Source organism: Curtobacterium sp. Leaf183 (assembly GCF_001424385.1).
Classification (GTDB): domain Bacteria; phylum Actinomycetota; class Actinomycetes; order Actinomycetales; family Microbacteriaceae; genus Curtobacterium.
Map to the genome: position 1 here is coordinate 531,932 of NZ_LMPO01000008.1, position 19,137 is coordinate 551,068.

General features: G+C 70.2%; 17 protein-coding genes. 10 read left to right on the forward strand and 7 right to left on the reverse strand.

Going from position 1 to position 19,137, the window contains the following annotated elements; all coding sequences use genetic code 11:
• Positions 1-3: 3 nt before the first annotated feature.
• On the reverse strand, positions 4-975 hold the full coding sequence (locus ASG04_RS08855) for a helix-turn-helix transcriptional regulator (RefSeq protein ID WP_156463585.1): 972 nt from the start codon (positions 973-975) through the stop codon (positions 4-6).
• Between the two features lie 149 nt (positions 976-1,124).
• On the opposite strand from ASG04_RS08855, the gene ASG04_RS08860 reads away from it, so the two are divergent.
• Both ASG04_RS08860 and ASG04_RS17365 read left to right on the forward strand, forming a co-directional pair.
• A complete protein-coding gene (locus ASG04_RS08860) occupies positions 1,125-1,583 on the forward strand; it encodes a MarR family winged helix-turn-helix transcriptional regulator (protein ID WP_056122630.1) in 459 nt (152 codons plus the stop codon).
• A 153-nt stretch (positions 1,584-1,736) separates the two neighbouring features.
• A complete protein-coding gene (locus ASG04_RS17365; RefSeq protein ID WP_156463586.1) occupies positions 1,737-1,886 on the forward strand; it encodes a hypothetical protein in 150 nt (49 codons plus the stop codon).
• Positions 1,887-2,004: 118 nt separating this feature from the next.
• On the opposite strand, the gene ASG04_RS08865 is transcribed toward ASG04_RS17365, so the two are convergent.
• Complete coding sequence (locus ASG04_RS08865) at positions 2,005-3,039, reverse strand: LacI family DNA-binding transcriptional regulator (protein ID WP_235515492.1); 1,035 nt, start codon at positions 3,037-3,039, stop codon at positions 2,005-2,007.
• Positions 3,040-3,245: 206 nt separating this feature from the next.
• Here ASG04_RS08865 and ASG04_RS08870 point away from each other — a divergent pair, with 206 nt between their 5' ends.
• The 5 genes from ASG04_RS08870 to ASG04_RS08890 all read left to right on the forward strand — a co-directional run bounded on the left by ASG04_RS08870 (position 3,246) and on the right by ASG04_RS08890 (position 8,368).
• On the forward strand, positions 3,246-4,481 hold the full coding sequence (locus ASG04_RS08870) for an ABC transporter substrate-binding protein (RefSeq protein ID WP_235515493.1): 1,236 nt from the start codon (positions 3,246-3,248) through the stop codon (positions 4,479-4,481).
• A 149-nt stretch (positions 4,482-4,630) separates the two neighbouring features.
• On the forward strand, positions 4,631-5,491 hold the full coding sequence (locus ASG04_RS08875) for a carbohydrate ABC transporter permease (RefSeq protein WP_056122636.1): 861 nt from the start codon (positions 4,631-4,633) through the stop codon (positions 5,489-5,491).
• Complete coding sequence (locus ASG04_RS08880) at positions 5,488-6,378, forward strand: carbohydrate ABC transporter permease (protein WP_056122640.1); 891 nt, start codon at positions 5,488-5,490, stop codon at positions 6,376-6,378. The genes ASG04_RS08875 and ASG04_RS08880 overlap by 4 nt, the downstream gene beginning before the upstream one ends.
• Positions 6,379-6,434: 56 nt before the next feature.
• Positions 6,435-7,268, forward strand: a complete 834-nt coding sequence (locus ASG04_RS08885; RefSeq protein WP_056122643.1) for a ThuA domain-containing protein — start codon at positions 6,435-6,437, stop codon at positions 7,266-7,268.
• Positions 7,265-8,368, forward strand: a complete 1,104-nt coding sequence (locus ASG04_RS08890; RefSeq protein WP_056122646.1) for a Gfo/Idh/MocA family protein — start codon at positions 7,265-7,267, stop codon at positions 8,366-8,368. Before ASG04_RS08885 ends, ASG04_RS08890 begins: the two co-directional genes overlap by 4 nt.
• A gap of 220 nt (positions 8,369-8,588) precedes the next feature.
• On the opposite strand, the gene ASG04_RS08895 is transcribed toward ASG04_RS08890, so the two are convergent.
• Positions 8,589-9,053: a MarR family winged helix-turn-helix transcriptional regulator gene (locus ASG04_RS08895; protein WP_056122649.1), complete on the reverse strand. Its 465-nt coding sequence runs from the start codon at positions 9,051-9,053 to the stop codon at positions 8,589-8,591.
• Positions 9,054-9,217: 164 nt separating this feature from the next.
• Between ASG04_RS08895 and ASG04_RS08900 the strand changes: the two genes are divergently transcribed.
• Entirely contained in the window at positions 9,218-11,374 is a 2,157-nt protein-coding gene (locus ASG04_RS08900; protein ID WP_056122652.1) for an MDR family MFS transporter, read from the forward strand.
• The gene (locus tag ASG04_RS08905; RefSeq protein ID WP_056122655.1) at positions 11,371-11,955 is read left to right on the forward strand and encodes a TetR/AcrR family transcriptional regulator; all 585 of its coding nucleotides are present in this window, start codon (positions 11,371-11,373) and stop codon (positions 11,953-11,955) included. Before ASG04_RS08900 ends, ASG04_RS08905 begins: the two co-directional genes overlap by 4 nt.
• A 290-nt stretch (positions 11,956-12,245) precedes the next feature.
• On the opposite strand, the gene opgC is transcribed toward ASG04_RS08905, so the two are convergent.
• From opgC to ASG04_RS08925, 4 genes are all read right to left on the reverse strand, one after another.
• A complete protein-coding gene (opgC, locus tag ASG04_RS08910; protein ID WP_156463587.1) occupies positions 12,246-14,732 on the reverse strand; it encodes an OpgC domain-containing protein in 2,487 nt (828 codons plus the stop codon).
• Positions 14,729-15,130 carry an ATP-binding protein gene (locus tag ASG04_RS17575; RefSeq protein WP_056122661.1) on the reverse strand — a complete coding sequence of 134 codons (402 nt, stop codon included), beginning with the start codon at positions 15,128-15,130 and terminating at the stop codon, positions 14,729-14,731. Before ASG04_RS17575 ends, opgC begins: the two co-directional genes overlap by 4 nt.
• Complete coding sequence (locus tag ASG04_RS08920; protein WP_235515494.1) at positions 15,127-17,148, reverse strand: glycosyltransferase family 2 protein; 2,022 nt, start codon at positions 17,146-17,148, stop codon at positions 15,127-15,129. Before ASG04_RS08920 ends, ASG04_RS17575 begins: the two co-directional genes overlap by 4 nt.
• 134 nt (positions 17,149-17,282) lie before the next feature.
• A complete protein-coding gene (locus ASG04_RS08925; RefSeq protein WP_056122664.1) occupies positions 17,283-18,026 on the reverse strand; it encodes a TetR/AcrR family transcriptional regulator in 744 nt (247 codons plus the stop codon).
• 125 nt (positions 18,027-18,151) lie between these two features.
• Between ASG04_RS08925 and ASG04_RS08930 the strand changes: the two genes are divergently transcribed.
• Positions 18,152-19,093, forward strand: coding sequence for an NAD-dependent epimerase/dehydratase family protein (locus ASG04_RS08930; RefSeq protein ID WP_056122667.1), 942 nt, complete (start codon positions 18,152-18,154; stop codon positions 19,091-19,093).
• The last annotated feature ends 44 nt before the right edge of the window (positions 19,094-19,137 follow it).

A 19,137-nucleotide genomic window follows, 5' to 3' on the forward strand; every position in this document is an offset into this window, starting at 1 on the left:
CCCTCAGCGGCGCAACGTCTGCTTGGGGTACTCCCCGAACCGGTCGAGGTACACGGCCGAGAACCGCCCCAGGTGCGCGAAGCCCCACCGTCGGGCCACGTCGCCGACGGTGACCTCCTGCGGGTCGAGTTGCAGGAGCTCCTGTCGGACCCGGTCGAGTCGCACCTCGCGCACGTAGGTCAGCGGTGAGACGCCGAGCACCCGCGCGAAGGACTCCTGCACGCTCCGCACGCTCAGCCCGGACACGGCGGACAGGTCGGCCACCGTGACCGGCTCGCGGACGTGGGCGTGCACGTGCTCGACCATCGCGCGGAGTCGGGCGTTCTTCGGCAGCGACAGCGCCGCGGGCAGCGAGTCCACGTGGGGCGGGAACAGCCCGAGGAACGCCTCGACCGCCGCACGCTTGGCCGCCACCCAGCTCGACGAATCGACGCCGTCACGGAGCGCCCGCGAGAGCGCCCCGAGCGCGTCGTGCCACCGGCCGAGCGCCGGCTCGTCCCCCGCCAGGGGCTGGTCGAACCGCAGCGGTCCGTCACCGAGTTCGTAGCGTTCGGCAGCGACCTCGCGGACGAGGTCCCGGTGCAGGTGCACCAGGCGCTGGTCATGGTCGGTGGCGATGAACGTGAACGCCTGCTCGGTGGGGAACAGGGTCGGTTCGTCCGGTCGCAGCTCGATGCGTTCACCCGCGACGTCGATCGCACCCGCCCCACCCGTCACCCACTGCACGACGTAGTGCTCGCCGGGCTCGATGACGCCGCGCACGAACCCCGTCACACGCGACCGCCGGACGGTGACCTGGCTGTCACCCACCGCGGTGTACCGGTAGGAGAACTGCTCACCGGTGCGCCGGGCGAGCCACTGCTTGCCGGCGTCGACGGCGACGAGGTCACGAGCGGCCGACTCGGGGTCACGGCCCGCCACCTCGAGCCGGATCAGGTCTGGCAGCGGCGCCGCCAGTGCGTCGGCGTCGCTCATGCTGCCGCCGACCGGGCGGACATCCACTGTGCGCACACGTCCTCGTTATCTGGATACGCTGTGCAGGAGAGTCCGACGTGCCGTTCCCTGCGGCCGTCCGGCCCTCGCTCGTCCAGTCTCGTTCCGTTGCGCCCCCAGGAGGTGATCGCGTGTCCGTCAGCGACACCGACCTCGACCTGGACGCCGCGCTCGGCCGTCTGGACGCCGCCATGGCGTCGCTCCGCCATCGCCTCCGCGAGCACATGGGCGTCGCGGGCATCGACCTGAGCATCGTGCAGTTCGTGTCGCGCTCCGAGTCCGGCGGACGTCCCGTCCGCGTGAAGGACCTGTCGTCGCACCTCGGCATCACCGGACCGGCCGTCACCAACGCCGTCGATCGCCTGGAGCGCGCGGGGCACCTGCAGCGCAAGCCGAACCCCGACGACGGGCGCAGTCGGTTGATCGAGCTCACCGACGACAGCCGAACGAAGTACCACGCCGCGATGGACAGCACGAACGAACACCTGCACGACCTGATGGCCTCCTTCTCGGATCGCGACAAGGCCAGGTTCGTGCGGATCATCGACCGCGTCATCGATGCACTCGACGGCGGCGCACCCGGCCTCTGAGGCAGATTATTGTGCCGCGACGACCGGGCCGAACTATTGTCCACGGAGCGCAACCGGGTAATACTTCTACCTAAATCGGCGCGTGCCGACGCCGTCCGCCGTACGTTCTCCAGGGGTGGGAACACCGGGGAGACATCAGGACGGAGGGCTGCCATGAGCAACTACGACACCGAACCGGGCATCGAACCGGTCCGCATCACGACGTTCCGGCGGATGCGCCGCAAGTGGAAGTTCGGCGAGCAGCCGACCGAGGACCAGACGGTCTTCGACGACCTGTTCACGAAGACCACGCGCCAGGGCTGAGACCCGGCCACACACGGACAGGAGGCACGGTGCCAGCGGGCACCGTGCCTCCTGTCTGTCCGGTGGTCGCGTCCACCGTCCGGTGGTCGCGTCCGCCGTCCGGTGGTCGCGTCCGCCGTCAGGCGGTCGCCGACGCCCCGGCGGACACCGGTGCCGTGGACTCTGCGACGCGGAGCACGCACGGCAGCAGGAAGTGCGGCAGCTCGACGGAGGTGCCGTCGAGCTGGTCGATGAGGGCGTCGGCGGCCCGGGTGCCGAGCGCACGGCCGGGCGCGACCATCGTCGACAGTCGGGGGTAGTGCTGGTCGCCGGCGGCACCGGACGAGGCGACGCTGAGCACCGAGACGTCCTCGGGGACGCGGCGCCCGGCGGCGTACAGGCCGACGAGCAGCCCCGCCGACGAGTCGTCCTTCATGATGAGCACGGCGGTGACGTCCGGGGCGACCTCGAGCAGCCGGCGGGCGGCGTCGCGACCGCCCTCGCTGCCACCTTCTGCGTAGACGACGGACCCCTGGAAGCCGCGCGCGGACATGGCCTGCTCGAACGTGTCCTCGACGCGTCGGTGCGGGGCGTAGCCGGCCATCGGCGTGCCGTCGAGGTCCTCGAGGACGAGCCCGAACCGGCGGTGCCCGAGTTCGGCGAGGTGGTCGATGCTGCGCTCGATCGTGGTCTCGAAGTCGATGTCGACGTACGGCAGGCCGCTGCTGTCCCGCGTGCGGCCGATGAGCGTGAAGGGGACGTCGAGCTCGGTCAGGACGGCGACGCGCGGGTCGTCCATCCGCACCTCCATCAGGATCACGCCGTCGACCAGGCCGCCGGAGACCAGGTCGTGGAGGTCGTCACCAGCGGGGTCGACGGGCCAGAGGACCAGGTGGTACCCGCGCTCGGACGCACGCTCGGCAGCCGCCATGAAGAACTCGGACGTGGTCGGGCTGAACCGGTTGCCCGTCGTCGGGAACAGCAGCGCGATGATCCGGGTGCGCCGACTGGCCAGCGCTCGGGCCACGACGTTGTTGCGGAACTTCAGCTCGCGCATGGCCGCGGTGACGCGGGCCTTGGTCTTCGGGGTGACGTACTTCGTGCCGTTGACGACGAAGGAGACGGTGGCGATCGAGACACCGGCGCGGTCGGCGACCTGCTGCATCGTGGCCATGGCGACTCCTGCTCAAGACGGGCCCGCTCGAGGTCCCGATCGGACCGAGCACGATCAGCCTAGCGCTGTCCGGTCGCAGAAAAGCGCTTTACAAGCAAAGCGCTTATCTGTTAGCTTCTCGCCCCAGGAGCACAGCGACGACGACGTCGAACGGACTCGTCGGCGCGTGCGTACCCCCAGCACCCGCCCAAGAGAAGAGCTCTGCAATGAAGCACAAGTTCACTTCCACGTCGCGCCGGATGCGTGCGCTCGTCGGCGCCGTCGCCGTCGTAGCCACCATCCCGCTGGTCCTCACCGGTTGTTCCGGTTCGGGCTCCGCATCCTCGGGCTCCGGCTCGAAGAACCTCACGATCGAGGACTACTACGCGGCCAACTACAACCCGATCTACAAGCAGTGCGCCACGACCGTCGGCGCGAAGCTGACCATCAACCACGTCGCCGGCGCCGGTCTCATCGCGAAGGTGCTGCAGCAGGCATCGTCGAAGACCCTCCCCGACGTGCTCATGCTCGACAACCCCGACGTGCAGCAGATCGCGTCCTCCGGCGCACTGTCCGACCTCGGCGACTACAAGCTGGACGCTTCGGGCGACGTCCCCGGCGTCAGGGCGGCGAACACCTACAAGGGCAAGCTCTACGGCCTGCAGCCCGCCACGAACTCCATCGCGCTCTACTACAACAAGAAGCTGCTCAGCGACGCCGGCGTCACCCCGCCCAAGACCTGGGACGAGCTGCAGGCCGCGGCGAAGAAGCTCACCAGCGGCTCGACCTACGGGTTCGCGATGAGCAACATCAACACGTACGAGGGCACCTGGCAGTTCCTGCCGATGTTCTGGTCGAACGGCGGCAACGAGAAGAACATCGACACCGAGAAGGCGACGCAGGCGCTGGAGTTCGTGAAGAGCCTGCAGGACGACGGCTCGATGTCGAAGAGCTCGATCAACTGGGCCCAGGCCGACGTGAACAACCAGTTCCTCGCCGGCAAGGCCGCGATGATGATCAACGGTCCGTGGCAGCTCCCGCTCCTGAACGCCAAGAAGGGCCTGGAGTTCGACTCCGTCCCGATCCCGACCCGCACCGGGTCCGAGACCGTCGCCCCGCTCGGCGGCGAGGCGTTCACCGTCCCGCAGACCGGCAACAAGGACACGATGGCGCTCGCCGGCAAGTTCGTCGGCTGCCTGAACTCCGTGAAGATGCAGAAGGTCATCGCCGGCGTCACCGGCAACGTCCCGACGAACATCGAGGCCGGCGCCGCATGGGCGTCCGACCACCCGCAGGTCGCCTCGTTCGTCACCACGGTGAAGACGGCCCGCGCCCGCACCGGTGAGCTCGGACCCGACTGGCCCAAGGCCGCGACGAAGATCTACACCGCCGTCCAGCTCGCCCTGACCGGCAAGGCCGACCCCGCGGACGCGCTCAAGCAGGCGCAGTCGCAAGAGCAGTAGCACCCGGGGAGCCGGCCACTCGGCCGGCTCCCTCCCGCGTGGAGGAAAGGACCCCCGGCGTGAGCGCCTCGACCCAGACACGACCACGGACGACCCTGCCCGTGGTGACACCCCGACCCGGGCAGCGACGTGCCCGGTTCCGATCCGGCATGACCCGATGGCTCTTCGTGGTGCCGGCGGCGATCTTCGTGATCGTGTTCTTCGGCTACCCGGTGGTCAAGAACATCATCATGTCCTTCCAGGACTACACGACCGCGACCTTCTTCACGGGCGAAGCGCCCTGGGTCGGCCTCGGCAACTACATCCAGGTGTTCCAGAGCGCGGTGTTCACCACCAGCATCGTGAACACCGCCCTGTTCACCGCCGGCTCGATCATCCTGCAGTTCATCATCGGCCTGGCCCTCGCGCTGTTCTTCCGGCGGCACTTCCCGCTGTCGGGCTTCCTGCGCGGCCTGCTGCTGCTGCCCTGGCTGCTCCCCCTCATCGCGTCGAGCGCGGTGTGGAAGTGGCTGCTCGACCAGGACAGCGGCGCCCTGAACCAGCTGCTCGGCGTCGTCGGCATCGCCCCGGTCCCGTGGCTGGTCAGCCCGAGCCTGGCGCTCATCGCCGTCATCGGCGTCAACGTCTGGCTCGGCATCCCGTTCAACACGACGATCCTCTACAGCGGGCTGCAGTCCGTGCCCCCGGAGCTCTACGAAGCGGCGTCCCTCGACGGCGCCACCGGCTGGAAGGCCTTCTGGCACATCACCTGGCCCAGCATCCGGAGCGTGGTCAGCGTCGTGATCGTGCTCGGGGTCGTCTACACGCTGAAGGTCGTGGACATCATCCTCGGCCTGACCGGCGGCGGCCCCGCGAACTCGACGCAGACCCTCGCCACGAACGCCTACCACCAGTCGTTCATCAACTTCCAGTTCGGCATCGGAGCCGCGGTCAGCAACGTGCTCATCGTCGTCTCGTTCGTCTTCGCCATGATCTACCTGGCCATCTCCCGGAAGGCGGTCGACGAATGAGCGTCGGCATCGCGAACCAGACCGTCACCGCCACCCGTGCGCTGACCACGAGGCGGACGGCCAAGGCACCCCGCCCGCGCGGGACCGTCAAGGGCATCCCGTTCACGATCCTCGGGTGCCTGTTCCTGGCGATCATGATCTTCCCCGTCTACTGGATGGTGAACACGAGCCTGCAGGCCACCTCGGGCGCCGCCACCGCGACGTGGTTCCCCTGGAGCCCGACCTTCGCCGGGTACGAGGCGGCATTCGCCCAGCAGGGGCAGAACTTCGTCACCAGCATGGTGATCGGGCTCGGCACCGTCGTGCTGACGCTCGTCATCGCGACCCCGGCCGCCTACGGACTGGCCCGGTTCAAGATGCGCGGCACCGGCGTGTTCATGCTCGTGCTGCTCATCACGCAGATGATCCCCGCGATCGTCATCGCGAACGCGCTGTACACGCTGTTCAACAACGTCGGCCTGCTCAACAGCTACATCGGCCTGATCCTCGCGGACAGCGCCGTGCAGGTGCCCTTCGCGATCCTGCTGATGCGCGCCTTCATGGAGTCGATCCCGCCGAGCCTGGTCGAAGCGGCCCTGGTCGACGGCGCCAGCGACTTCCGGGCGTTCGTGTCCATCGTCGTGCCGATCAGCCGCAACGCGATCGTCACCGCGGCGCTGTTCACCTTCCTCGGCGCCTGGGGTGACTTCCTCATCGCGCTGACCCTGACCTCGACGACCGCCGTCCGCCCGATCACGCTCGGCATCTACAACTACATCGGCTCGAACGTGACGGACTGGGGGCCCGTCATGGCGACGTCGGTCCTGGCGTCCCTGCCGGCCGCAGTCCTGCTCATCTTCGCCCAGAAGTACATCGCCGCCGGCGCACTCGGCGGCGCAGTCAAGTGACCGTCGCGCCACAACCACCCACGAACGACCCTGTCCAGGGGAGAAAGCCGAACGTCATGAGCGACACCACCTCCACCCCGCTGCGCATCACCGTCTGGGGCGAGAACGTCCACGAGCAGGTCGAGCAGCACGTCGCCGAGCGCTACCCCGAGGGCATGCACGGCGCGATCGCGGACGGCATCCGCGAGAACCTGCCCGACGCCGTCGTCCGCACGGCGACGATGGACCAGCCCGAGCACGGCCTGACCGACGAGGTCCTCAGCCAGACCGACGTGCTGACCTGGTGGGGCCACGCGGCCCACGCCGACGTCGACGACGCCGTGGTCGACCGGGTGCACAAGCACGTGCTCTCCGGGATGGGCCTGGTCGTCCTGCACTCCGGCCACTGGTCGAAGATCTTCGGCAAGCTGATGGGCACGACGTGCACCCTCCGCTGGCGCAGCGAGCACGACCAGGAGCTCGTCTGGACGGTGAACCCGCAGCACCCGATCACCCGCGGTGTGCCGAACCCGATCGTCATCCCCGAGCAGGAGATGTACGGGGAGTACTTCGACGTGCCGACCCCCGACGAGCTCGTGTTCATCTCGGGCTTCACCGGTGGCGAGGTGTTCCGGAGCGGCATGACCTACCGCCGGGGCCTCGGGAAGATCTTCTTCTTCTCGCCCGGTGACCAGGACTTCCCCGTGTACCACCACAAGGACGTGCGCCGCGTGATCGCGAACGCCACCGAGTGGGCCCGCCCGGAGCGCGAACGCGAGATCCCGGTGCTGCGTCGCTACGACCTCGGCGAGTACTTCGAGGGCCAGCACTACCGCGGGCCGTTCGACGACGCGCCGGTCGACGAGCACGACGCGCAGGACACGCACGAGCCCGCCGGGGCGCAGGCATGACGCTCCGCGTGGTCCAGGTCGGCGCCGGCGGGATGGGCCGCGCCTGGCTCAGCACCGTCGCCGCCAGCCAGGACGTCGAACTCGTCGGCATCGTCGACCTCGACCTCGACGTGGCCCGTGCGGGCGCCGAGCTCGCCGGCGACCCGTCCATCCCCGTGGGCCGCAGCCTGACGGAGCTGGCTGCCGAGACGGGCGCGCAGGCCGTGCTCGACATCACCGTGCCGGTCGCGCACCACCCGATCACGATGGAGGCCCTGCACGCCGGTCTCCCCGTCCTGGGCGAGAAGCCCGCCGCGCAGACCGTCGCCGAGGCCCTCTCGCTCGCCGCCGCCGCCGAGGCGACCGGGCAGCTGTTCATGGTGTCCCAGTCCCGCCGGTACAACGACCACCTGGTCGCGTTCCGGCAGCACCTGCGCGACCTGGGAAGCATCGGCACGCTGAGCACCCGGTTCGCCAAGGCGCCGCACTTCGGCGGCTTCCGCGAGGAGATGGACGACGTCCTGCTGCTCGACATGGCGATCCACCCGTTCGACTCGGCCCGGTACCTGCTCGAGCGGGACCCGGTGTCGGTCTACTGCGAGTCGTACAACCCGTCGTGGTCCTGGTACCGCGGCGACGCGGCAGCTGCGGCGGTCTTCACCTTCGAGGACGACATCCGGTACGTCTACGACGGCTCGTGGTGCGCCCCCGGAGCGGAGACCTCGTGGAACGGCGACTGGCGGGCCTCGGGCTCTGCGGGGGCCGCCCTCTGGGACGGTGACCACGAGCCGACGAGCGACCTCGACGGCACACCGGGCTCCCCCGCCGGGGCGCCGAGCGTCGGGACCGAGATCGCGGGTGCGCTCGCGTCGTTCGTCCGCGCGCTCGACTCCGGCACCACCCCGGACGGCGAGGTGCACGGCAACGTCATGAGCCTGGCCATGGTCGAGGCCGCGATCGCATCGACCCGGTCCGGCACGCGCATCGTCATCGACGAGGTCCTCGAGCGAGCGCACGCGAGTGCGCTCGACGCCGAGCGCGACGACGCGGCGCGGGAGCGCCTGGCGAGCTGGGGCTCCGTCCGGAGCGCCCTGTCCGCGACGGTCACGACCGCCGGCTGATCCGGCACCACGGGACGGACGGGAGGCCCGGTGCCAGCTGGCACCGGGCCTCCCGTCCGTGGTGTGGTGGGGCAGGACGGCCCCACCCCGTCTCTCCAGGTTCCACGATCACGGCATCTCGGACGCTCGAGCCGGTCACCTCGGCAACCAGCGCACAACTGAGCGGCGAGTCGTGGAACCTCGAGACGAGCACGCGCCGGACCAACCCCGCACCGTGCGCTCAGCGCCGGCGGACCGCCGCCCGCAGCACCGCGTCGGCGCGGTCGTTCATCCGGCCGAGCAGCGCGGCCAGTGTGCGCAGGTCGTCGTCGGCGAACTCCCCGACGACGTCGGCGAACGTCTCGTCCCCGTGCGCGTCGAGCTGGTCGAGCAGCGCACGGCCGGCCGGGGCGAGCTCGAGCAGGCTGGCCCGACCGTCCTCCGGGTCGGGTGCCGCGCCGAGGTGGCCGGCCGCGACGAGTGACGTGACGCGACGGCTCACCACCGGGCGCGACAACCCGGTCACCTCGGCGACGGCCGTCGCACGCACGGGCCCCAGTCGCTCGACGGCACGCAGGAGCACCCGGGCGGTCGGGTCGAGGCCACCGCGGTCCTCGATGAGCACGGAGCGCAGGGCCTGCCGCACCCAGAGCCGGTCGAGCTGCTGACGGAGGGCTCGCTCGGAGCCGGCGCGGTCGTCGTTCACGGTTCCAGCCTACGGCGACGATTTAGTTGCTTGCCGGAAGCACATGGTGTAACTTTGCAGTCACTGCAAGGTCGAGAACGGTGCCGGCGCCCACCCCACGGGTCTGCGCGACGGCGCGTCCGGTCTCCCGAGCAGCCGCCCCACCGATCGAACCGAAGGAACCCATGTCAACCGCCACCGCACCGGTCCAGGTGCAGCGCGGACGTCACGACGCCTCAGCTGCCGGCACTCCCGGCTCCGGGCAGCCGCTCATGACGCACCGCCAGATCCTGCTCGTCATCTACGGCCTGATGGCGGGCATGTTCCTGTCCTCGCTCGGCCAGACCGTGTTCGGCACCGCCATCCGCACGATCGGCGACGACCTGCACGGCCTCGACCAGCAGGCCTGGGTCACGACGGCGTACCTGATCACGTCGACCATCGCGACGCCGATCTACGGCAAGCTCTCCGACGTCTTCGGGCGCCGGCCGCTCTACATCTTCGGCATCGTCGTGTTCATCCTGGGCGCGGTGCTGTCGTCGATGTCCACCTCGATGCTCATGCTCGCCGGGTTCCGCGCGGTGCAGGGCATCGGCGCGGGCGCGCTGATGTCGCTGCCCCTCGCGATCATGGGCGACATCCTCGCCCCCCGCGAACGTGCGAAGTACCAGGGGTACTTCCTGGCCGTCTTCGGCATCTCGAGCGTCATCGGGCCGCTGATCGGTGGCCTGCTCGCCGGGTCCTCCGAGATCCTCTGGATCACCGGCTGGCGCTGGGTGCTGCTGATCAACGTGCCGATCGGGATCGCCGCGCTCGTCATGGTGATCGTCTTCCTGCACCTGCCGAAGGTGCACGACAAGACCGACAAGCCCAAGGTCGACTGGTGGGGCGCGACCGCGGTCATCGTCACCCTCGTGCCGCTGCTGCTCGTCGCCGAGCAGGGCCGCACCTGGGGCTGGGGCTCGCCGGCCGCCATCGCCTGCTACGTCATCGGTGTCGTCGGCCTGGTCACGCTGCTCGTGGTCGAGTCGAAGATGGGCGATGCGGCGATCATCCCGCTCAAGCTGTTCCGCTCGGGGACGTTCTCGATGGCGACCGTCATCGGCTTCCTGGTCGGCTTCGCGATGTTCGGCGCCATGCTGACCATCCCGCTCTACCTGCAGATCGTCGTCGGCCTGAGCCCGACCCAGTCCGGCTTCGCCACGCTGCCGCTGGTCGGTGGGCTGATGATCGCGTCGATCACGTCCGGGCAGATCGTCGCCCGGGTCGGCCGCTACCGGGTCTTCCCGGTGATCGGCACTGCCCTGGTGTCGATGGGCTACGTCGTCCTGACGTTCATGTCCATCGACAAGCCGCTGTGGTTCCTGATGATCGGCATGTTCCTGATCGGGCTCGGGCTCGGCTCCGTGATGCAGTCGCTGACCCTGGCCTCGCAGGGGTCCGTCGAGGCCCGCGACATGGGCGTCGCGACGTCGTCTGCCACGTTCTTCCGCCAGATCGGCGGGACGCTCGGCACCGCCGTGCTGCTGTCGATCCTGTTCTCGGTGATGCCCGCGAACATCCTCAGTGCCACGGCCGACAAGGGCACCCTGTCCGACGGGCTCGACGCGGCGCTCAACCCGACCGTCGCCAGTGCCCAGCGCAACCAGGGCGTCATCGACAAGATCTGGAAGCCGATCACCGCGCCCGTCCAGCAGCAGGTCGCCGAAGGACTGGCCGACGCCACCACCGACGCGAAGCAGGCCGCCGACGAGGCCGTCACCCGGCAGGTGACCGCCGCGGTCCAGGCGCAGGTCGCCGCCGGGACGGTTCCCGCAGCAGCCGCGCAGACGGTCATCGACCAGCAGGTCGCCGCGGCCACCCCGGCTGCGGAGGCCAGCGCGCTGCAGACGGTCGCGTCGAAGGCCCACGCCACCGTGCAGGACGGCGCGCTCGTCGTCGACTGGTCGAACGCCCCCGATCGGCAGTACTACGTCGACCAGGCCGTGCCGTCGATCGTCGACAGGCTCCAGCAGCAGTCCTCGGACAGCGGCTCCAGCGCATCCAGCACGAACGACACCTCGTTCCTGACCGGCGCGGACGCTCGGCTGACACGGCCGTTCATGGCCGGCTTCAACGCCTCGTCCGTCACGATCTACTGGGTCGGACTCGGCGTCATCCTGCTGGCGTTCGTGCTGAGCTGGTTCTTCAAGGTGCCGCCGCTGCGCGCACGGTCGGCGCTGCAGGAACGCGCTGACCTGTCCGCCGAGGCGCAGCTCGAGGCTGAGGCCGGCATGGCCGCCGCCGAGGCCGGCTCGTTCACCGGGCCGATGACCGGCTCCACGCCGACCGTCCGGCGGTGACCCCGGTGACGCCCGTCGAGCTGGACGGCTCCTGCACGCTGCGCGAGCGGAAGAAGCAGCAGACCCGGCACGCGATCCACGACGCAGCCGCCCGGCTGATCGGGGAGCAGGGCCTCGGCGGGGTCACCGTGGAGCAGATCTGCGCCGAGGCCGACGTGTCGCCCCGGACCTTCTTCAACTACTTCCCGTCGAAGGCCGACGCGGCGCTCGGGTTCCCGCCCGGGTCCGTCCCGCCGACCGTCCGCACACGGTTCCTGGCCTCGACGGGCGCGCTCGTGCCGGACCTGTGCGAGCTCGTCGCGCACACCGTCGCGCTCCCACAGGACCGGGACCGCGCCCGCGAGCTGGTGCGCCGTCACCCCGAGGTCATGCCCTCCATGCTCGACTGGATGGCAGCGACGCGCAGCGCGGTGATCGAGGTCGCCGCCGAGCGCACCGACCAGCAGACCGCTCGCACTGCGGTGACCCTCGTGATGGCGGCACTCGTCGAGCTGGCGCACCGCACGACGGTGGCCGACGCTGCCGAGCTGGCGGCGGTGTTGCGCGACGTGGTCACCGAGATGGGTGCGATGACGCGCTGAGCGCACCATGTGCGGACGGGAGGCTCACTGCCAGCTGGCACCGGGCCTCCCGTCCGCACGTGGTGCGTCAGCGCATCCCGCCGTACCTTGCGTGGTGCGGCGTCAGCCGCGTGGTGCGAGGCAACAGGCGCGCACCGCGCCGTCAACCCGGCACCGTCCGCCAACCTCGCACCGTGCGCGACCGCGCTCGCCCTGTGCACGTGGTGCGGCGTCAGCCGCTCGGTGCGAGGCAACAGGCTCGCACCACGCCGTCAACCCCGCACCGTCCGCCAACCTCGCACCGTGTGCGGTCAGCGCGGGATGACGCTGAACAGGAACTTCTTGCGGACCATGTACCAGGCCAGCAGGATGAGCGCGGAGTGCACCACGAAGCCGATCCAGAAGTCGCCCCAGGGGACCCCCGGGATCGACGCGATCGCGAGCGCGAAGAAGACCTGCCAGACGAACACGTAGAGGCTGGCCTGGCCGATCGGGATCCACAGCCACCCGATCGCCGCGGCGATAGGCTTCCAGAACACGGTGAGGATCGCGTAGGACACGATCGCGAAGAACGCGATGTCGACCAGGCGCCCCCACTGCAGGTCGACGCGCTGGTAGGCCGTGTTGTACAGGTCGTCGTACATCGACGCGGGGAACGGCGTCGGGGTGAACCCGGCGTGGTTCGCCGCCCAGACGTAGACCAGGAACGCCGCGTACCCGCCGATCGCGATGCCGATCAGGACCTTGCCCACGCGGCTGGTCAGCGCACCGACGACCTGCCTGCGGTAGTACCCGAGCACGAGGCCGTGCGTGAAGACGACCTGCCAGGTCAGGAGCGGGAACACCGCGTTGAACTGCGATTGCAGCGGCGCGAAGTCCGGGTTGAGCGCCTGGAAGACGTAGAGCGCCCAGCTGACCACCAGCACCGCCCACCAGAACCCGCGGCGGATCACCCAGAGCAACAGTGGGATGAACAGGCTCAGCACCACGAAGAGCCCCATGATGTTGAACGGCCACGGCCCCATCTCGAGCAGCAGGAACTGCCGGATCGCGAACCACGGCGGTGGGTAGGCCAGCAGCTGCATCGCGTTCGGGTACAGGTCGTAGACGCGGCCCTCGGCGCCGACGCCGCCGGTGCCGGTCCCCCGGTCGGTGAAGGTGGTGATCGCGTCGGTGTTGAGGAACGGCACGAAACTCAGCGCGAAGACGACCGCGATCACCACGAGCGTGACGACGTACTGCTTGCGCGCCCGCTTGAACGCCCCGACCGCGGCCACCCACTCGCCGAACTTCCTCACCGCGAGCGGGTACGTCATGCCGAGCACCATGCCGGACAGGAACACGAACATCTCGGCGCCGGTGATCGCCCCGACCGCGTGCAGCGTCAGGTACGAGTACGGACCGCCGATCTCGATGTGCGTGATCACGACCGCCAGGATGATGAACCCGCGGAACAGGTCGAGGCGCAGGTCGCGCCCAGGCTTGCCGTCGTCCGGGTAGCGCCAGCTCGGCAGCAGTCGCCCGAACAGCCCGCTCAGCAGGAACACGGCGGCCAGCCCCGCGGCCAACCAGACGATCCACGCCATCTGGTCGCCGCCGGTGTCCAGCTGCTGGTTGGTGGCGGCGTTGCCGTCCTGCGGGGTGATGCGCTCGGTCACCGGCCCGGACACGAAGCGATCGGTCTGCTGCAGGTCGGTGCGGAGGGAGCCCGCGATGCCCGGCACCGCCGTGTCTCGCCAGTCGGCGACGCGGTTGCCGGCCTCCGGTTCGCGGCGGTTCGTCTCGAGGAACGTGACACCGCGGACGAGCGGGCGGTCCTGGATCGCGCTGAAGACCTGCCGCCACCACCCCTGCTTGACGGCGAGCTCGTCGGCGCCGCGCAGCGAGTGGTCGTACAGCGCCCCGGTGTCGAGCAGCATCGGACGGTCGTGCCCCTGGGCGAAGCGCGTGTAGAAGTCGCTCTGCTGCGGCTGCTGATAGCCCCACGTCTCGGCGAAGCGGGCCGCGACCTCGCCGGACTCCGGGACGTCGTTCGACGTGAGCGGGACGTCGCGCCCGGCGGCCTCGGTCGCCTTGCCCTTGCCGAAGTAGTACATCGACATGCCGACCCAGTCGACCGACGCGTCGCCCGGCCAGTACGGCTCGTAGGGGTCGTCGGCTGCGGTGAGCTGCCCGTCGCCGTTCGTGTCGAGCTTCGCGGTGTCGGTGGCGGACAGGTCCTGCAGTCGCCCGGCGGACTGGCCGAACGGGTAGCCCGCGCCGTACGACGGTGACCAGACCATCAGGGCGTCGGACGACCCGCCGTGCACCGCCTTCGCGAGGGCCCGGAACGCCGCGACGTACTGCGTCGGCTGCTGCCCCCACCGCACCCACGTGCCGTTCATCTGCGGCGCGAACCGCACGAGCACCTGCGTGCGGTACTGCTGGTGCACCTGTTCGAGCAGGTCGTTGGCGTGCCGGGCGTCGGCAGCGGTGAGGGTGCGCAGCGCGACGTCGGGCTCGAGGCTCACGACGAGGGTGGCCCCCTGCGCCGCTGCGGCACGGGTCGAACGGAGCAGCTGCTTCCGGGCGGCGCCGTCGATCGGGTAGTCGACCTCGACGCCGTAGCTCGACGGTGTCGCACCGAGCCGCCCCGCGTACCCGTCGGGCGCATCCGAGCCCCAGTCGAGGTCCGGGCCGTACCAGGCCCGGTCGGACGCCGGCGTGATCGGGGCGGCCTGTACCGGGAGCGCTCCCCCGAGGAGCAGCGTGCCGGCGACGACGACGAACGTGACGAGTCTGGTGAACGTCCTGCTCACCGGGTGCACACCAGCGTCCACACGTTGTGTCCGCCCTCGTGTCGGTGCTCGAGTCGGTCGAGCGCCGCGATCGCGAGCGCCAGGCCACGACCGTTCTCGGCGTCGACGTCCGCCATCGTCACGGCGCTCAGGTCGAGGTCGACCGGCAGCCCGTTGTCACGGAGCACCGCCGTGTACTCCTGCTCGGTCGCGCGGAGCTCCACCGTGTAGCGCCGCCCGGCCTGACGGTCGGTCCGCGCCGTGTGCTCGACGATGTTCGCGGCGATCTCGGCCACGGCGGTCTCCAGCGCGAAACGACGTGCGACGTCGTCGACGCCCAGCCCGTCCCACCACACGGCGAAGCGGTCCTGGACGGTGTCGAGACTCTCGGGCACGGCGGGGACGTCGAACGCGGTCACAGGGGGCCTCCGGAGGTGGTCGACTCGTGCTCGGACTGGACGGTGCCCGGTCCGCGGTACAGCACGGCGCGGATGACGATGCTGAAGATGAACAGGTCGAAGACGACCCAGGCGGTGTTGACGAGCGGCGCGATGCCGGACGCCTGCCCGGTCAGGTAGCGGATGCCGATCAGCACGAGTGCCCCGACGAGCGCCCCCATCGCGAACAGCTGCGGGCGGACGAGGTCCCAGCGCGGCTTCGCCTCTGCCTCGTCGCGGACCTTCGGCGTGACCCGGAAGCCGAGGGGCTTGCCGCGGAACACGTTCTCGAAGGCACTGGTCACGCTCTCGATCCACACCGGGAAGAGCGCGAGCGAGTACTGCTGCCCGCGCCAGGTGGGTCTGCCGGCGGCCACGACCCAGAACAGCAGCTGGTTGAGCACCAGGAACGGGATCAGGCGCGCGAAGAAGTCGACGCTGTAGGCCTGCACCGGCACGACGCCGAAGGACAGGCAGAGCACCGGGGCTGCGATGTAGACGATCGCCGCGAAGCCGGACAGGTAGCTCCACATCGTCGAGAAGTACATGAGCCGCTGCCCGAACGACAGGCCCTTCTGCACGAGGGGGTTCTCGCGGAAGAAGACCTGCATGGTGCCCTGCGCCCACCGAAGGCGTTGCACGAGCATGGTCGGCAGGTCCTCGGGGGCCAGGCCCTTCGCCAGGATCTCGTCGTGGTACGCCGACTTCCATCCCAGGCCGTGCAGGCGCATCGCGGTCGCCATGTCCTCGGTCACCGAGATCGTGGCCAGCGGCATCACCGCCTGCGCTTCGTCGCCACGGTTCACGTCGACCGCGCGGGCGAGCACAGCGATCGCCTCGATCGCGACGACCGGGGACGCGTTGCGCTGTCCGAGCACGTCGAGTGCGGCGTCGTCGAGCCCGGCGAACGTGTTGGCGTCCGTGGACATCGCCGCCAGGTCCTGCAGGTCGTTCCGCACCGACTCGAGGTCGGCGGCGGCGAACCGAAACGCGATGGCGTCGATCCCGCGCTGGAACTCGTAGGTGACGTCGCCCAGGGGCTCGTCGCGGGACATCTGGTCGCGGGCGCGGTCCACCACGCCCTCGGCGTCGTCGAGCGCGGTGAGCACGCGCGGGTCGGTCTCGGTCTCGCGCGCCCGGGCCAACAGCTTGCGCGAGGTCTTCAGCGTGCGCTCGACCGAGGCCTCGACCTCCTGCACGTAGCGGGAGATCCCGAGCTGCATGAGGGCTTCACGCCGCAGGATCGCGTTCGAACCGCAGAAGAACGCGGCGTTCCACCCGTCCTTCGACTGCTGGATGGGACCGTAGAACAGCGGTGCCTGGCTGCCGAGCAGGTCGGCGTCCGGCACGTTCTCGAACCACTGTGGCGTCTGCACGAGCGCCATCCTGGGGTCCTTGAAGTACCCCAGCGTCCGGTCCAGGATCGCCGGGTCCGGGACCTGGTCGGCGTCGAGGATGAGCAGGAACTCGCCCTGCGTCGCCATCAGCGCGTTGTTGAGGTTGCCGGCCTTGGCGTGGCGTGGACGGTCGACCCAGTCCTGGCCGCGGGTGATCACCCCGAGGCCCAGCTGTTCGGCCGCCCGGCGCATCTCGGGGCGGTTGCCGTCGTCGAGGATCCAGGTGCTGTGCGGGTAGCGGATCGCCTGCGCCGCACGGGCCGTGCGCATCACCAGGTCGATCGGTTCGTTGTACGTGGTGATGAAGACGTCGACGGTGACGTCGGTGGCGGGCGTGGTCGGCGGTTCGCCGCGCTCACGGAGCCGCCACGCGCCGAACGCGAACAGGAGCGAGTCGATCACGCTGTAGGTCTCGGCCAGGATGAGCGGCACGGCGATCCACCAGGAGTGCCAGTTCACCGACGCGACCCAGCGCCACACGACGTAGTTCAGACCCGCGAGCGAGGCGAGCAGCGCGACCGTCCGCACGGCCGTGATGCGGCGGCGGGCCGTGCCCGTCGACAGGCGCCGGCGGTCCTGACGGCTCAGGTCGAGCGCGGTCATCGTGCGGTTCCCGAGCCGACGACCGACGTCGTGATGCGCTGCAAGGGGTCTCCTGATCGGACGGTGGTTGAGCGCTCCGTCCGTCGGGTCGGGCTCGGCGCCACGACCTGTCTACCTCAGGGGCGGCACCCTTGTCAGTCCGCCGCCCCGATCTGGGGACGAGCGGCGGCGAAGCCGATGTCCGCCGCGAGTCGCTCGACGACCAGGTCGAAGTACCGCTCGTGGTCCGTGACCGATCCGACGTAGTGCCCGAACAGCTCGAACGACACGGTGCCGAACACCGCCGTCCAGGCCATGAGCGTGCGCATCACCGCCTCGACCGGGGCGTCCCGTGTGATCCCCCGCGAGCGGATGTAGTCGATCGCACCGTCGACCACGGAGCCGGGTGCGCGGGGCGACGGGACGACCGCCGAGGTGGGTGCGTCGCGGCCGTCCATCGCGTCCATGACGATCCGGACCAGCACGAGTGTCGCCCGGGTCGCGGGCTCGATCGTCTCCTGCGGCGCCGCGTACCCGGGGACGGGCGAGCCGTACAGCAGCGCGAAGTCCCCCGGGTGCGCGAGCGACCACGTGCGGATCGCCCGGCACGCGGCGACCCACCGCGCTCCAACGTCCGCTCGGTCGTGCGCGGCGTCGGCCGCCTCGACCGCGGCGCCGAGCTCGTCGTAGTCCTGCACGAGCAGCGCGGTGAGCAGGTCGTCCCGACTCGGGAAGTACCGGTACAGCGCCGACGACACCATGCCGACGTCACGGGCGACCGCGCGCAGGCTGAGCTGGGCCGGCCCCTCGTCGGTCAACCGGGCGCGAGCGGCGTCGGTGATGCGCGCGCGGATCGTCTCGCGAGCGAGGTCGCGTGCAGTCGGTGCCCGATCGGTCATCCGTCCACCCTGCCACCAGAGAGCGCCGATCACAAACGAGAGCACCGCTCTTGCTTTTTGTGGCGGGCGGTGTCATGCTCGGTGAACCGAGAGCAGTGCTCTCACTTCGTACCGGGAGGAACCCCATGTCGCAGCACCACGTCGTCGTCGGCGCCGGCCCCGTCGGCCGTCACGTCGCAGCACTGCTCGCCGGCCGCGGCGACCAGGTCACCGTCGTCACCCGCACGGGCCGCGACACCGGCCTGGCCGGCGTGACCCACCTCGCGTTGGACGCGTCCGACGCCGATGCCCTGACGCGCGTCACCGAGGGCGCCGCCGTCCTGTACAACTGCGCGAACCCGGGCGACTACACGCAGTGGGAGCGGACCTGGCCCCCGCTCGCGTCGTCGTTGCTGTCGACGGCGGAGCGGACCGGTGCGGTGTACGCGATCACCGGGAACCTGTACCCGTACGGACCCACCACCGGCTCGATGCACGAGGGCCTCCCGGACGCTGCCACGGACCACAAGGGCGTCCTGCGGGCGCGCATGTGGCAGGACGCGCTCGATGCGCACCGCGACGGACGCCTGCGCACCGTCGAGGTCCGCGCGTCGGACTACGTCGGCAGCGGCATCGGACAGAACGGCCACGTCACGCGCGTGCTGCCGGACGCACTGCGGGGCAAGGGCGTGTGGATGATCGGTCGAACCGACCTGCCGCACACGTTCACGGACGTGCTCGACGTCGCCCGCCTGCTCGTCGCCGCGGCCGACGACCCGTCCGCGCTCGGCCGCACGTGGATGGTGCCCTCGAACGCGCCGGTGTCCCAGGTCCGGGCGCTCACCGACGTCCTGGCCGCCGCGGGCAAGCCGGCCGTCACCGTGCACCGCTTGCCGGCACCGGCGCTGCGGGCCATCGGGCTCGTGTCGCCGATGATGCGCGAGATCGCCGAGATGGGGTACCAGTGGACGGCACCCTACGTGCTGGACGACCGCGCGGCCCGGGAGCACTTCGGCATCGAACCGACCCCCTGGGACGAGGTCTGCCGCCGGACGCTGGCGGGCGTCGCAGAACCCGCTCGGGCATAGGAGCGCACATCGGGCAGGGGGGTCGGACCGCGCACAGGCAATCG